At 63.6% G+C, this 14,326-nt stretch carries 15 protein-coding genes; 12 read left to right on the top strand and 3 right to left on the bottom strand.

Annotation, left to right across the window (positions count from 1 at the left end; genetic code table 11):
* Positions 1-3: 3 nt before the first annotated feature.
* From HYH08_RS10710 to HYH08_RS10660, 11 genes are all read left to right on the top strand, one after another.
* Entirely contained in the window at positions 4-543 is a 540-nt protein-coding gene (locus HYH08_RS10710) for a flavin reductase (RefSeq protein WP_220009738.1), read from the top strand.
* Positions 544-572: 29 nt separating this feature from the next.
* Positions 573-992 carry a RidA family protein gene (locus HYH08_RS10705; protein ID WP_220009737.1) on the top strand — a complete coding sequence of 140 codons (420 nt, stop codon included), beginning with the start codon at positions 573-575 and terminating at the stop codon, positions 990-992.
* Between the two features lie 7 nt (positions 993-999).
* Positions 1,000-1,680 (top strand): DUF1028 domain-containing protein, encoded by a 681-nt coding sequence (locus HYH08_RS10700; protein ID WP_220009736.1) that lies wholly within the window; start codon positions 1,000-1,002, stop codon positions 1,678-1,680.
* 65 nt (positions 1,681-1,745) lie between these two features.
* Positions 1,746-2,741 (top strand): LysR family transcriptional regulator, encoded by a 996-nt coding sequence (locus HYH08_RS10695; protein WP_220009735.1) that lies wholly within the window; start codon positions 1,746-1,748, stop codon positions 2,739-2,741.
* A 195-nt stretch (positions 2,742-2,936) separates the two neighbouring features.
* Positions 2,937-3,392: a type II 3-dehydroquinate dehydratase gene (locus tag HYH08_RS10690; protein WP_220009734.1), complete on the top strand. Its 456-nt coding sequence runs from the start codon at positions 2,937-2,939 to the stop codon at positions 3,390-3,392.
* Positions 3,389-4,318, top strand: coding sequence for a 2-hydroxyacid dehydrogenase (locus HYH08_RS10685; RefSeq protein ID WP_220009733.1), 930 nt, complete (start codon positions 3,389-3,391; stop codon positions 4,316-4,318). Before HYH08_RS10690 ends, HYH08_RS10685 begins: the two co-directional genes overlap by 4 nt.
* 399 nt (positions 4,319-4,717) lie before the next feature.
* Positions 4,718-6,172, top strand: a complete 1,455-nt coding sequence (locus tag HYH08_RS10680; protein ID WP_220009732.1) for a 4-hydroxyphenylacetate 3-hydroxylase family protein — start codon at positions 4,718-4,720, stop codon at positions 6,170-6,172.
* A gap of 326 nt (positions 6,173-6,498) precedes the next feature.
* Complete coding sequence (locus HYH08_RS10675; protein WP_220009731.1) at positions 6,499-7,545, top strand: ABC transporter substrate-binding protein; 1,047 nt, start codon at positions 6,499-6,501, stop codon at positions 7,543-7,545.
* Between the two features lie 66 nt (positions 7,546-7,611).
* On the top strand, positions 7,612-8,466 hold the full coding sequence (locus HYH08_RS10670) for an ABC transporter permease (RefSeq protein ID WP_220009730.1): 855 nt from the start codon (positions 7,612-7,614) through the stop codon (positions 8,464-8,466).
* Positions 8,463-9,278: an ABC transporter permease gene (locus HYH08_RS10665; protein ID WP_220009729.1), complete on the top strand. Its 816-nt coding sequence runs from the start codon at positions 8,463-8,465 to the stop codon at positions 9,276-9,278. The genes HYH08_RS10670 and HYH08_RS10665 overlap by 4 nt, the downstream gene beginning before the upstream one ends.
* Positions 9,262-10,413, top strand: a complete 1,152-nt coding sequence (locus HYH08_RS10660) for an ABC transporter ATP-binding protein (protein WP_220009728.1) — start codon at positions 9,262-9,264, stop codon at positions 10,411-10,413. Before HYH08_RS10665 ends, HYH08_RS10660 begins: the two co-directional genes overlap by 17 nt.
* A gap of 114 nt (positions 10,414-10,527) precedes the next feature.
* On the opposite strand, the gene HYH08_RS10655 is transcribed toward HYH08_RS10660, so the two are convergent.
* Positions 10,528-11,403 carry an IclR family transcriptional regulator gene (locus HYH08_RS10655; protein ID WP_220009727.1) on the bottom strand — a complete coding sequence of 292 codons (876 nt, stop codon included), beginning with the start codon at positions 11,401-11,403 and terminating at the stop codon, positions 10,528-10,530.
* A gap of 108 nt (positions 11,404-11,511) precedes the next feature.
* Positions 11,512-12,426 (bottom strand): dihydrodipicolinate synthase family protein, encoded by a 915-nt coding sequence (locus tag HYH08_RS10650; RefSeq protein WP_220009726.1) that lies wholly within the window; start codon positions 12,424-12,426, stop codon positions 11,512-11,514.
* Positions 12,427-12,656: 230 nt separating this feature from the next.
* On the opposite strand from HYH08_RS10650, the gene HYH08_RS10645 reads away from it, so the two are divergent.
* Positions 12,657-13,994 carry an MFS transporter gene (locus tag HYH08_RS10645; RefSeq protein ID WP_220009725.1) on the top strand — a complete coding sequence of 446 codons (1,338 nt, stop codon included), beginning with the start codon at positions 12,657-12,659 and terminating at the stop codon, positions 13,992-13,994.
* On the opposite strand, the gene HYH08_RS10640 is transcribed toward HYH08_RS10645, so the two are convergent.
* Positions 13,977-14,186 (bottom strand): hypothetical protein, encoded by a 210-nt coding sequence (locus tag HYH08_RS10640; RefSeq protein ID WP_220009724.1) that lies wholly within the window; start codon positions 14,184-14,186, stop codon positions 13,977-13,979. The two genes, HYH08_RS10645 and HYH08_RS10640, sit on opposite strands and share 18 nt — an antisense overlap.
* Between the last annotated feature and the right edge of the window lie 140 nt (positions 14,187-14,326).

The following is a 14,326-nucleotide window of genomic DNA, read 5'->3' as shown; positions in this document are numbered from 1 at the left end:
GACATGTCAGCCATAAGCGTGCAACCGACGGCAATGGACATTCGGACGCAGTTCCTCGACGGCATGAGCCGGGCCGCATTTTGCGTCAACGTCGTGACAACGGATGGGCCGGCGGGGCGTGCCGGCGTCACGGTCTCGGCGATGTCGTCGGTCTCGGCCGACGGCAGCACTCCCACCGTTTTGGTCTGCATCCATCATCAGAGCAAGACAGCGGCCGCGATTGTCGACAATGGCGTGTTCTGCATCAATATCCTGCGCGACGACCAGGCCGATATCGCCGATCATTTTGGTGGCCGCAGCAAGTTTGGCGGCGATGATAAGTTTGCATATGGGCAATGGCTTCCGAGTGAGACCGGAGCGCCGCGGCTGGCTGAATCCGTGGTGGCATTCGACTGCCGTGTCATGTCGTCCGAGCGCGTCGGCACCCACCACATCTTCGTCGGCGCGGTCGGCGCGGTGACGGTGGGCTCGGGGCGGGCCTTGATCTATGCCGATCGCGTCTACGGCCGCGCCCATCCCATCCCGGCTTCTCAAGCCTCGTAATCGTTTTACTCCGACATCAGGATCAGTCGATGACCCATAAACGCATCCGCAAGTTCAACACCAAGGACACATATCCCGAGCAGAAGCTCGACAACGATCTGTGCCAGGTCGTGGTCGCCAAGGGCAGCATGGTGTTCGTGCGCGGCCAGGTCGGCCAGGATCTCGACACCGCGGTCAATGTCGCCATCGGCGATGCCGCCGGCCAGACCGAGCAGGCGATGACGAACGTCAAGACGTTGCTGGGGGAGGCGGGCGCAGAACTCGGCGACATCTGCAAGATCACGATCTACATCACCGATCCCCGCTATCGCGAAGCGGTCTATCGCAAGATCGGAGAGTACCTCAAAGGGGTCTTCCCGGTCTCGACCGGGATCGTCGTGTCGGCGCTGGCGCGGCCGGAATGGCTGGTCGAGGTCGACGTGACGGCCGTCATCCCAGACGGCAGGTGAGGGCTGCATGACCTTCTCCCTGACGGCACGATGCCCGGACACCGGGATGTTCGGCATGGTGATCTCGTCCTCGTCTCCGGCCGTTGCGGCCCGCTGCGTCCATCTGCGCGCGAAGGTCGGTGCGGTCGCGAGCCAGAACATCACCGATCCCGCGCTGGGTCAGATCGGTCTCGATCTGCTGGCGCGTGGTCTGAGTGCAACCGAGGTCCGCGACGCGCTGGTGGCCTCGACGCCGTTCATCGCCTACCGGCAACTCGTGGTGGTCGATTCGCAGGGACGCAGCACGTCCTATTCAGGCGCCAATACGCTCGGCATTCACGCCACCCATGGTGGCGACGGCGCGATTGCCGCGGGCAACATGCTCGCCAATGCCGAGGTGCCGGCAGCCATGGTTTCGGCCTATCAGGGCAGCGCAGGCGAGCCGTTTGTCGAGCGGCTGCTGGCGGCGCTGAGGGCCGGGCTCGCCCAGGGGGGAGAAGCCGGACCGGTTCATTCCGCCGGCCTCCATGTGGTGCGCGACGTATCCTGGCCGATCGTGGATCTCCGGGTCGATTGGAGCGATGGTCCGATCGAGGAACTCGGCAAGCTCTGGGAGGTCTACCAGCCCCAGGTCGACGCCTATATCGATCGGGCCAGAAACCCGTCCGTTGCGCCCGGTTTCGGCGTCGCCGGCGACGACAGGGCCTGATCGGGCGCGCGCCCATGCTATAAGTCGGCTCCGTGGAGTCCGATGCAGGGGGCGAACAGAAGCTGATGAGATATACGCTACGCCAGATCGAATATTTCATCGCCACAGCGGAGACCGGAAGCATCACTCTGGCGTCGGAGCGGGTAAACATCTCACAGCCCTCGATCTCGACGGCGATCGCGCATCTGGAGGAGGAACTCGGGACCCAGCTTTTCGTGCGCCGCCACGCCCAGGGCTTGTCGCTCACATCGGCGGGGCGCGTGCTGCTCGTGGAGGCGAAGCGGCTGATCGAGCAGGCCGAGCAGGTCTATTCGGTCGCATCCGAGGTCGGCGAGCGGATTCGGGGGCAATTGTCTCTGGGAAGCCTGGTCACGCTGGCGCCGATGGTCATGCCGGAGCTGTCGCACTCGTTCACGTCGACCTATCCGGAATCGCGCATCATCCAGACGGTCGCCGACCACGAGCAGCTGCTGGAGCGCCTGCTGCGCGCCGAGCTCGACGTCGCCATCACTTACGACCTCTTGATTCCCGACGAGTTCGAGTTTCTGCCGCTGGCGAGCCTGCCGCCGCATGTCGTGGTCAGTGAAGCCGGCCCGCTGGCACGCCATTCTGCCGTGAGTTTGCAGGAGCTTGCGAGAGAGCCGCTGATCCTGCTGGATCTGCCGATCAGCCGCGAATACTTCCTCAGCATGTTCATGAAGGAAGGCCTCGAGCCGAACATCGTGTCCCGTTCCACGCATCAGGACGTGATCCGGACCATGGTCGCCAACGGCTACGGCTACACGCTGGCGAACGTTCGGCCGCGCTGCGAGATTGCGTTGGACGGCCGGCGCGTGTCCCGGGTTCGGCTGTCCGGCGATCACAGGCCGATGGTCATGGGCGTGCTGACCCTCTCCCAGGGACGAAAATCCAGACTGGTCGAGATGTTCGAGCAGCATTGCCGCCGCTTCGTCTCCGACGCCTATATCCCCGGTATGGTCGCGCCCGTCATGGAACGCCGCACCTTCCGCGGACTGGTCGAAGGCGAAGAGAACCGGCCCGAAAAGGGCATGCCGGACTGAACGGCTCACGTTGCGTTGCCCGACGTGTGGCAGGGCATATCGAAATCCGTCGAAGCCCATCGGTTTTTTCAATTTTCGTCCAGATGACGCGGCTGGCTAGTGTTCGTGCGGCCGTGCGCGTTTCGACTGGTACGCGTTCTGCATCGCACTGCCGCGGTGAGTGCCGACCGTGCTGGACGGAGGTGTAAGGCATCCATGACGAAACCGACGATCTATTTCCTCAATGGCCCGAACGCTAATCTCTATGGCCTCGATCGCAGCGGAACCTATGGTCGCGAGAGCTTCGTCTCGATCAAGAAGCGATGCGAGGATCATGCGGCCACGCTTGGGCTCGCGCTCGATTTTCGTCAGTCGAACCATGAAGGCGTTCTCGTCGACTGGATCCAGGAGGCACGGGAGAAGGCCGCGGGCGTCGTCATCAACGCTGCCGGGCTCACCTATACGTCGGTTGCGATTCTCGATGCGCTGCTTGCCTTCGAGGGGCCGATCATCGAGGCGCATATGAGCAACATCTGGAAGCGCGAGCCGTTCCGGCATCATTCCTATGTGTCGCGCGCCGCGACGGGTGTTGTTGCCGGCCTCGGCGCGCTTGGCTACGAGCTTGCATTGACGGCTGTCGCGCGGTTGATCGCGGAGCAGTCGGCGCGATGACATCCGAATTGATGGTGTTCTACAGCGCCCATGATGATTTCAACGCGTGGCGCGCGGCACTCGCGGCCGAGGACGTCGAACTGCGCCAGGCCGATGATATCGACGAGGTCGGCCGTGTCCGGCACGCGCTGGTCTGGAAGCCGCCGCACGGCTTCTTCGCGCGCTTTCCCAATCTCGGCCTCGTCGTCAATCTCGGTGCCGGCGTCGATGCGCTGGTCGGGCGCGCCGACCTGCCTGATGTGCCGATCACCCGCCTGTCCGATCCGAAGATGGCCCGCATGATGGCCGGCTATGTGCTGTTCGCGGTGCTGCGGCATGCGCGCAACATTCCCGCCTTCGAACGGGCGCAGCGCGAGCGGCGCTGGCACTACGTCCATCCGCGCGATCCCGAGACGATCGACGTCGGCGTGCTCGGTCTTGGCGAACTCGGACTGACAGCCGCGATGGAATGCGCCCGACAGGGCTTTCGGGTGCGCGGCTGGGCGAATTCGCCGAAGGCGGTTGACGGGATCGAGACCTCGGCGGGCCCAAATGCGCTGGAGGCGGTGTTGAGGAAAAGCGACATCGTCGTCTGCATGCTGCCGCAGACCGCGGCAACCCGGGGGCTTCTGGATGCCGGCAGGCTCGCACAGATCAAGCCGGGGGCTTGCTTCGTCAACGTGTCACGCGGCAGCATTGTCGATGAGCCTGCACTGGTCGAGGCGCTACGAACCGGCCATATTGCCGAGGCGACGCTCGACGTGTTCGCCACCGAACCGCTGCCGTCGGAAAGCCCGCTCTGGACCATGGACAATGTGCTGATCACGCCGCATCTGGCATCCATCGCGCTCCCGGCCTCCGCCGCCCGGCAGATCGGCGAGAATGTCCGCCGTTCCCGGACCGGCGAGCCGCTGCTAAGTCGCGTCGACCCCAGGCGGGGTTATTGATTCCCGGCTCGAACAGGGCACCGATCGCAAACGCGCCGCGGGTTCAATCGGGCGAGGCTCTGCACGGCCGCAGGCAGCGTATTGCCGAGAGGCTGTGCACTTTGCGCAAAAGCACGCGCGTGATTGAGTAACAATCGAGCACCGGGGACGAGACGCTGTCCGGCCGGCGACAGCGTGGCGCCTCTTGCCAGATGTCGCACGAAGACCTGAATGCCGAGTTCCGCCTCGATCTCGCCACGTGCATCCTTCAGTCGCGTTCCCTGTGGCGGCCGTTTCGACACCTCCCCGAGGGCGCGGGCGAACCTCATCGTGTTTTCCTATGCATCTCCAAAGATAATTATATTTTCCTTATGCTGGCTGCTCCTGCACCTTTTCGTCCGGTGCAACAGGAGCCGATCGATGATCCGCACGGGCGAAGAGTACAAGCAGGGCATTCGCGATGGCCGCGAAGTCTGGATCGACGGTGAGCGTGTCAAGGACGTCACCACGCATCCTGCGTTGAAGCCGATCATCGACGTCAAGGCGCGCATGTACGACATGGCGCATGAGGAGCGTTACAGCAGCGATCTCACCTATGTCGAGAGTAACGAGCGCCACTCGATCTTCTACAAGCCTCCGACGGTGCAGAAGGACTGGCACGACAAGATCAAGGCGCTCGATCACTTCATGAAGGACATCTCCGGCGTCGTGACGCGCGTCGGCGACGAGACCATTGGAGAGATGTGGTCGCTGACCGATGGTCGCGACGTCTTGGCCGAGATCGATCCCCGCTTCGCACCGAATATCGACCGTCATATCCGCGCCGTGGTCGAAAAGGACGTCTTTCACGTCTCCGCCAACACCGATCCGAAGGGCGATCGTTCGCTGCCGCCGCAGCAGCAGGACCCCGACATGATGGTCCATGTCACGCGCGAGACCGACGCCGGCATCATCATCCGTGGCGCGAAATACGAGACCGCGGCTCCCTATGCCGACCAGGCCTATCTGAAGCCCACGGTCGGCGCATGGTCGACCGAGAAGCTGTCGGACTATGCGGTCGGCTGCATCGTCAAGATGGGGGCGCCCGGCGTCAAGCACATCTGTCGCAGCGGTTTCGCCGGCCGCAGCAATCCGAACGACTATCCGCTCGCCAACCGCTTCGACGAGGTGGAGGCGCTGGTCGTGTTCGACGATGTCCTGATCCCGTGGGAAGACGTCTTTTTCTATCGCCACACGCGCGCCGCCCAGTTCGTGCGCTCGACGCTGCATCGCTATTCGGCATTCCCCTACGTGCTGCGGCTGCTCTACGTCGCCGACATGATGATCGGGGCGGCGATGTGGAACGCGAAGCAGACCGGTCTCGACAAGCTCCAGTCGGTTCGCGAGAAGCTTGCCGATCTCGTCTGCTACCGCGAGGGCATCAACGCGCATCTCACGGCGTCGATCGCCATGGCAGAGAAGAGCTCGGGCGGGCTGCTGATGCCGCAGCAGTCCATGCTCTACGCGGGACGCGTCTTTGCCTGCTCGCAGCTGCCGGCAATGATGCACATCGCACGCGAATTGTGCGGCGGACAGATCTGCATCACGCCCAATGCGAATGCGTTCGATGCCAAGGGCAGTGGAGAGTGGCTGAACAAGTTCTACTCCTTGAACGATCAATGGCAGGCCGACGATCGCCGCAAGCTGCTTGCCTTTGCGCGCGATCTCCTCAACTCGGATTATGCCGGTCATCGCCTGACCTTCGTGCAATTCGCCCAGGCGCCGCACTTCAATCATCTGGCCGCGGTCTACAACAACTTCGATTTCTCCGGCCCGCTCGATTTCGTGAAGAAGTCGGCTGGCTTGTCGGACCGCATCGATGGAATGGCCCCGTGAGCTTGCAAGCTGTGCGGGTAGCTGCTGCCGCGACCTATGTCAGACTGCCTCTCGAACAGGCATGAACGTCACTCTCGTTGTGAAAGTCCTGATCCTTCCGGATCTCGCAAGCAGACGAAGATCGATGTGATCGCTGAAACTTCGATGATTGAACCGCGTCAGGGCTGATCGACCGTCAGCTTTCTATCAGACAAGGTGCCGATCTCCCGTGCGGGAAATCGGCACCTTTGCTCGTGCCTTTCGCAAGTGTTTTCAAAGAGTTGCTGGCTGATCTGGCACGCCCTTTGCTTTTTGATCTGCGTCAAACATTGTTGTGAGGGTTGGAGATGAAACGTGTCCTGAAGCACTTCGCGATGGCGCTGTCGTCGGTGCTGATCGTCGGTGGCGCACCGTCCGCGGCCTCTGCTGAAGAGAAGCTCGTGGTCAGCACCTGGGGCGGCAGCTTTCGCGATCTGATCGACGAGTCGATCGCGAAGAAGTTCACGGCGGAGACCGGCGTCAAGGTTGAGTACGTCACCGGTGGCACGATGGACCGGCTCAACCAGGCCAAGCTGGCGGCCGGCAAGCCCGAGAGTGATGTGACCTTCACGACGGCCCATGTCGGCTGGCTCTATGCAAACGACAATCTGTTCGAGAAGCTCGACCTCGCCAAGATCCCCAATGCGGCGCATCTGGTGGAGCAGGCCAGGATCAGCCCGTACCACATTGGCGCCTGGGCCTATGTCTATACGATCGGCTATCTGCCGGACCAGCTGCCGAAGGGTGTCAGCTTCGACAGCTGGGAAGGGCTCTGGAATCCGGCGCTGAAGGGTATGATCTCGTCGCCCGATTTCGATCCCAGCCATGTCATCGCTGTCGCCGCGAAACTGTCCGGCGCCGATGCCGCGCATTGGGAGGCCGGAAAGGACAAGCTGAAGGCGCTGAAGCCGAACTACAAGGCCTTCTACACCAATGACGCCAACAGCCAGCAGATGTTCGCGACCGGAGAAACGCCGGTCCAGGTCGTGCTGTCGATGAATGCCTATTACATGCGCGACCAGGGAGTCCCGATCAAGCTCGTCATTCCCAAGGAGGGTGCGGTGCTTGGTGTCGACACCATGGGTATCACCAAGGGCACGGCCAAGGCTGATCTGGCCTACAAGTTCCTGAACATTGCGCTCGATCCGGCGGTGCAGGCACAGATTGCCGATCTCAAGAAGGGCAGCCCCGTGGTCGATAATGCGAAGCTCCGGCCCGAAGTGGCTGCGCTCCCCGGCGTGTTCACGACGCCCGACCAATGGGCAAAACAGACCCTCATCATCGATCACAAGCTGCGTGCCGAAAAGACGGCCGAGTGGCGCAAATGGTTCGCCGAGAACATGATGGCTCCCTGAGCGAAAGGTGCGGCCCGGCTGCGGCCGGGCCGGCGTTCCCAGCGCGGAGTTCGCCGAGGAGTGGTCATGATCAAGCGCCCGTTTCTGGGATGGTTCGTGTCGCCGGCCGGGCTCGTCGCGCTGGGGCTGACGGCGGCGATGGCGGCCGTGTTCCAGTTCAGCTTGAGGGTCTACATTCCGGGCTCGCTGGACGTGGGCGGGTTCACATTGCAGAATTTTGCGGCCATGCTCCGGCCGCTTTATGCGCTCGCGTTCTGGAATACGATCCTGCTCTGCTTTGAGACCGCGGCCTCCACGCTGATCCTGGCTTATCCGCTCGCTTATGCGCTCGTCCGCACGAGAAGTTCGGCTGTGCGCTCCTTCATCCTGATCGCGGCGGTGACGCCGCTGTTTCTGGGGGAGGTGGTGCGGACCTATTCCTGGATGATCGTGCTCGGGAACAACGGCTTCCTAAACACTCTGCTGGTGAAGCTTGGTTTCGTCGAGCGGCCTGTCCAGATGATGTTCACCGCTGGCGGCGTGATCGCAGCGCTGGTCCATGTGACGATGCCGATCATGGTCATCATGCTGGCCGCGGGTCTGTCGCATATCGATCGGAATTGCGAGAAAGCGGCGGAGAGCCTCGGCGCCGGACCGATCCGCGTCTTTCTGACAATCACCCTGCCGCTGTCGATGCCGGGTATTGTCGCCGGCTTCTCGACTGCGTTTGCCTGGACATTCAGCGCCTTCGCGACGCCGCAACTGATCGGCGGCGGGCGGGTCAGCACGGTATCGACCCTGATCTATCAGCTCGGCTTCTCGTCGTTCAATTTCCCCTTTGCGGCGAGCCTGTCGATCATTGGTCTTGCGCTGTCTTTGGCCGTCATCGCATTGCTGAAGCAGGCGACCCGGCCGCTGGAGCGGCTCGCGAGCGCCACATGAAGCGGTCGCCGGCCAACATGGCGCTGAGATGGTCGGGGCGCATCCTCGTCGCTGCGATCCTTCTGTTCGTGCTGCTGCCGGGCATCGTCGTGGCCATTACCGCGTTCAACGACCGTGCCATTCTGGCGTTTCCGCCGCAGGCATGGTCGCTACGCTGGTTCTGGCGGGCCTTCTCATACAGTGACTTCGGCCGGGGCTTCTGGAACGGCCTCACGGTGACGTTGTGGGCGTCGAGCATTGCCTTGGTCGTCGGCGCGGCCTTCGCCATCGCGATCCATCGCTACAATTTCGTCCTGAAGTCGCTCCTCGAGGGCATCCTGCTGTCGCCGCTGATCATCCCGCACTACACCATTGGCCTCGGCGTGCTGATCCTGGCATCGCAGGCGGGCGCGGGGCGCGGCTTTCCGCTTGTGATCCTGACCCACGTGCTGCTGGTGCTGCCATTCGTGATGCGCAGCACCTTCATCTCACTGGAAAATCTCGACGGCCGGCTCGAACTCGCTGCCTCCAGCCTCGGTGCACGACCTGGCCGCATTCTGCTGACCGTGACGATCCCGTTGCTGCTGCCGGGACTGCTCAGCGGCTGGCTGTTTGCCGCGATCCTGTCGTTCAACGAGTTCACGGCCACGCTGTTCGTCAGCAGCCAGGCGACGCAAACGCTGCCGGTCGCGATGTATAATTATGTGCGCGAGTTCGCCGATCCGACGCTGGCTGCGCTGTCTGTAATATATATCGCCGTCACGGCATTGCTGCTGAGCCTCGCCAATGCCTTCCTCGGCCTCGGGAAGATTCTCAATGTTGATGCACACTGATCGGATGGGCGCGACCGCGGGCAGCGAGGCAGGCCGGCAAGGCCAGCCCGCGGTCCAACTCGACGGCGTGACCAAGCGCTTCGGCAACTCCGTCGCCCTTCACGAAGCCTGGCTCAAGATCCAGCCGGGTGAGTTCATGACCCTGCTCGGCCCGTCCGGCTGTGGAAAGACCACGCTGCTCAATCTCGTCGCCGGCTTTCTCGAAGCCGATGGTGGCGAGATCTTCATCGAAGGCACGCTCGTCACCGAAACGCCGGCCCACCAGCGCGAGATCGGCATCGTCTTCCAGAATTATGCGCTGTTTCCGCATATGAGCGTCGCCAACAATATCGCCTACGGTCTGAAGACCCGCGGCATCGACAGGAAGCAGATTGCGCGCCGGGTCGACGAGGCGCTGGCGCTGGTGAGGCTGGACGGATTCGGTGACCGCAAGCCGCGGCAGCTTTCGGGCGGCCAGCAGCAGCGCGTCGCACTGGCGCGCGCGCTCGTCATCAAGCCGAAGGTGCTCCTGCTCGATGAACCGTTCTCGGCGCTCGACAAGAATCTGCGCGGCTCGATGCAGGTCGAGCTGAAGCAGATCCAGCGCGAGCTCGGCGTCACCACGATCTTCGTGACCCACGACCAGGGCGAGGCGCTGTCGATGTCTGACCGTATTGCGGTGATGTCGGCGGGGCGGATACGTCAGATCGCCGCGCCCGGTGATGTCTACCGCCGTCCCGCGGATCGCTTCGTGGCATCCTTCGTCGGGAATGTGAATGTCCTCGCCGGACGTCTCGTCGAGCGGCGCGGAGAGGTCGCGACCGTCTCCGTCGGCGACATGCGCCTGGAGGTTCCAGCGGCGCCGCTCGCGAAGCTTGCCATCGGTGACGATGTGGACGTCTTCATTCGGCCGGAGCATCTGGCCGTGACGTCGGGACGCACGCCGGGATCGCTCTGCGGAACAGTGACGACACAGGTGTTCCAGGGCGATCACATTGATCTCTACATCGACATCACCGGCGTTGCGCGCGCGCCGGTCCTGCTGCGCGCGCCGGGGATCGCGGCCTTGTCGTCCTGTCCGGCCGGTGCCGATGTCGGACTGACCGTGGGGTCCGACGATGTCGTGGCATTTCCTCCCGAAGCACGCGAGCCGTGACAGGCGCGTTTCGGGGCACGAGGACCGAACCAAAACGGTTCATCAAGCGGTGTAATTCCGACCTGGTGCGCTTGGAAAGAGAGCGCGCGATCGGCGCCTGCAGCCGTGAACCCGTCAAACAGACCGTTCGTCGTGCGCCGCGCCCGCCATCGTCCGTCGACGCCTTTTGGTCGTGTTGCGCTCCGGCAGAGGGGCAGCCGTCCGGCCTTGCGGCTCAGGCTGATAACCCAGTCGGATCGATAGAAGTTCTGCGTGGGTCATCACGGCGCGTGCGAGCTCGGGCACCCGTTCAGGCGTGACGCGGCGAGTCGGGCCGCTCACACTGATCGCCGCGAAGACGCGACCGGTGCTGTTGCGGATGGGCGCGCCCACGCACCGCAACTCCGGTTCGTGCTCGCAGTCGTCGATCGAATATCCGCGTGTCCTGATCGCGGCCAGTTCCGCCTTCAGGCGCTTCGGCTCGACGATGGTGTTCGGCGTGAAGCGGGCGAGGCCGGCGCGGATGACGCGCTCGATCACCGCTTCGCTCTGGAAGGCGAGCGCGGCCTTGCCGACGCCGGTCGAGTGACAGGGCGAGGCCTCCATCGTGATGACGGTGTTGTGGGGCCGCGCGATCTGGTTGCGGCGGTTGACGAAGACCATCTGCGCACCATCGAAGATGCACAGGTGCACGTCCTCACCGCTGAGTTTGGCGAGCGTATCGACGAAAGGCGGCGCCTCGCGATAGAGCGGCAGGTTGGTGAGGGCGCTACCGCCGAGCTCGAACAGTTTTATCCCAAGGCGGTAGCGGTCGCGGCTCGCCTCCTGTTCCAGGAACCCGACGCTGCGCAGGCTGTCGACGATCCGATGAACGGTGGTGCGGGGCAGACCGGTGCGGCGGGCGATCTCGACCACGCTGAGCTCGGGATCGGTGGAGGAAAATGCCTCCAAGACCTCGAGCATCTTGAAGAGCGACTTCACGCTCTGTCGACTGCTATCGACGCTAGTCATGTCGGACCTTTCGGGCGGCACCACGATGCAATATTCAGGACGCGGACCATATCCGACTTAGACGGAATCGGGCGCGGCGGCAATGCGGCCGCGCCCGTTCTCGAATGCTTACTCGGCCGCAACGAGCCTCACGCCGCCTTCGATCTCCATCAGCGGCTTGAGCGCGGCGGCGATCGCCTCCTTCTGTCGGCTGGTCGGCGCCGGCATCGGCTGCCGCGGCAGGCCGCTCGGCGAGCCCTGCAGGGTGAGGGCGTGCTTCACGCAGGCCGGCAGGTTATCGCCGACGATGGTGTTCCAGAACCGCAGCAGGCGCTTGTGGATCTCGAGCGCAGTGGCGTGGTCGCCACGCTGGACCGCATTCCATAGCGCGACGCAGGCGCCGGGCACGGCGGCGGGATTGGCTGCGATGGTGCCGTGCGCGCCGAGCGCGAAGGACGGGTAGAGCAGCGCATCGACCGCGGTCAGCACCACCTTGCCGGCGGGCACATCGAGCAGCAGGTCGGCCATCAGCTTGAGGTCGCCCGCGCTCTGCTTGACGCCGATCACGCCCGGCAGCTCGTTCATGATGCGCAGAAGCAGCGCGGGGCTGAGATAGTTCCAGGGCACGACGTTGTAGATGATGACCGGCTGCTTCACCGACTCCGACAGCGTCTTGAAGTGGCCGACGGTCGCATCCTCGTCCGGCTTGAACAGATAGTGCACGGGCGTGATCTGGAGCGCGGCGACGTTGACATGCTCGATGGCGCGGGCGCGGGCGATGGCCTCGCGGGTCGAATTGGCGATGATGCCGGCGACGAGCGGGATCTTGCCATTCAGCTCTTCCGCGCAGGCCTCGATCAGGCGGCGGAATTCGTCGGCGGTGAGCGTGTGACCCTCGCCGGTGCTGCCGCCGACGCAGACGCCATGCACGCCCTTGTCGAGCAGGAATTTCACCTGACGGCGAAACGCCTTCTCGTCGATGTCCCCGTTCTGGTCGAACGGCGTGGTGAGGGGCGGAATGATCCCGGTGATCTTTGCTGGCACGTTTTCCTCCTTAATTGTCCGGAATGTGAACACAGGAATATGACGAATGATCGCGCGGCGTCAAGTCGAGGTCGTCACGAGCGAAATTTATGGCACAGAAAGTTGCGGCGCGCGGCCTGCATTGGCGAAAAATCTCCTTGACATGTGGAATGAGACGCTGCTCATGATGTCCGCAATACGGACAAAAAGCCCGAGCAAGGCGCTGCCTTGCCGAAGCCGGAGGTGACGTCATGAGCGAGTTGGTAGGGTCGATCGGGGCCGACAGGGCCGCGGATCAGTCGGGCGCAGCGGTCAAGGCGCGGCAGTCCAGCGACATCCGCAAGGTTGCGGTGGCAAGCGCCATCGGCAACATGATCGAGTATTACGACTTCACACTCTACGCGACCGCGACTGCGCTCGTGTTCAACAAGATCTTCTTTCCGAGCACCGATCCGCTGGTCGGCTCGCTGCTCGCCTTCGCCACCTTTTTCGTCGGCTATTGCGCGCGCCCGCTCGGCGGCGTGCTGTTCGGCCATTTCGGCGATCGGGTCGGCCGCAAGACGGCGCTACTCCTCACCATCCTGATCATGGGGCTGGGAACATTCCTGATCGGACTGATGCCGACCTATGAGCAGGTTGGCGTGGCCGCGCCGGTCTGCCTGATCGGCCTGCGCCTGCTTCAAGGCATCGGCATCGGCGGCGAGTATGGTGGCGGCATGGTGATGACGGTCGAGCATGCGCCGGCCCAGCGCCGCGGCTTCTTCTCCTCGCTGGTCCATATCGGCGTGCCCGGCGGCTTCCTGATCCCGATCGCGCTGCTCGGCGTTCTCTCGACCTCGATGAGCGAGGGCGACTTCCTGGCCTGGGGCTGGCGGATTCCGTTCCTGTTCTCGATCGTGCTCGTCGCGATCGGAATCTTCATCCGCTTCCGCATCTCCGAGACGCCCGCGTTCAAGCGCGTGCTGAACGAGGAGGGCACCGCCAGCGTCCCCGTCGTCGAGGCGGTGCGCAACCATGCCGGCAACATCCTGTTCGGCATCGGCGCCAAGATCGCCGAGAGCGGGCTGTTCAACATCTATGCGGTGTTCGCGATCACCTATTGCAAGACCAAACTGGGACTTCCGAGCCAGACCATCCTGAATGGCGTTCTGGTCGGCTGCGCGCTGGAATGCATCACGCTCCCGGTGTTCGGCGCGCTGTCGGACCGCATCGGGCGCCGCGCCGTCTATGTCGGCGGCATGCTGTTCCAGGTCGTCCTCGCGCTCGTCTTCTTCCAGATGCTCAACACCGGCCATACCGGCATGATCTGGCTCGCGATCGCGCTTGGTCTCGCGCTCGGCCATGGCTCGGTCTATGGCGCGCAGGGCGCCTATTTCTCGGAGCTGTTCCCGGCGCGCATTCGCTACAGCGGCCTGTCGCTGGTGCAGCAGCTCGGTCCGATCCTCGGCGGCGGCCTGTCGCCGCTGATCGCAACCGCTCTGCTGGCCGAAGCCGGTTCGCCCGCCTGGGTCGCCGCCTACATGGCCGCCATGGCGCTGCTCTCGGCTGCCTGCACCTTCGGCCTGCGCCCGCTACGCGCCGGCGCTTGAGGTTCGGCGTTGCGCCAGAGGCGGTCGTAACCGTTGGCGATCGTGGCCGAGGGCGCCCATCACCTCGAAGATGCCGCGGGTGACGTCGAGTGCGACTTCGCCAGCATGAACATTGGCGCCGGCGATGACCACACAGGCATCGCCGCGCGTCGCGGATTGCACGGGAGGCATCCGTGCGGTGGTCGCAGCCATGGGCTGCGCGCCTCGCCTTCGGAGATTGCGTAGATTTAAGTAGAGAGTTGAGCCCCGCGCGACTATATTTTGATCCGCGACGGCAATGCGGTTGTCGTGTTATAATTCATTGAAATCGCAAGAGAAATTTGTGGTCTCAT

This window comes from Bradyrhizobium sp. BR 10289 (genome assembly GCF_019455385.1).
GTDB lineage: Bacteria > Pseudomonadota > Alphaproteobacteria > Rhizobiales > Xanthobacteraceae > Bradyrhizobium.
This window is presented reverse-complemented; position numbering and strand designations above follow the sequence as displayed.